The organism is Vibrio sp. 10N.222.55.C6 (genome assembly GCF_041473395.1).
GTDB classification, from domain to species: domain Bacteria; phylum Pseudomonadota; class Gammaproteobacteria; order Enterobacterales; family Vibrionaceae; genus Vibrio; species Vibrio crassostreae_C.
Map to the genome: position 1 here is coordinate 1 of NZ_JBFRSD010000093.1, position 353 is coordinate 353.

A 353-nucleotide genomic window follows, 5' to 3' on the forward strand; every position below is an offset into this window, starting at 1 on the left:
ACCAACGCATCTTTGAGCGTGATTCGTGTGGTTGAAAACAGCTCGCTGAGCTCTCTTTCGGATGGCAGTTTTTGCCCTTCGGTGAAGATGCCTGATTGAAGCTGTTCTCTGATGCTTGCCTTAATTCTGCCTAGCTGTGTCCCTGATTGCCCTGTGGCCAATGTTCTCATTGCTGATCTAGTCCATAAGTTCGTGTGCCCAATAAGGTAAACCACGGAGTTAACAGGAATGTGACAATAAACAAAGGCTTGCTGTCATATGAGTGAAATGTAACTGCCACGGAAATGCATCCTAACTGTCAAATAACTTGCGCGAAAGCGTCACACTCAGGCGATAGCATACAAAACGAACTT

Annotated in this window: 1 protein-coding gene; it reads right to left on the reverse strand. The window is 45.9% G+C overall.

All coding sequences use genetic code 11. The annotated features are described in order from the left end of the window. A partial coding sequence (locus tag AB4486_RS22695; protein WP_372118734.1) for a GntR family transcriptional regulator occupies positions 1 to 170 on the reverse strand: 170 nt, incomplete at its 3' end. Positions 171 to 353: the final 183 nt, after the last annotated feature.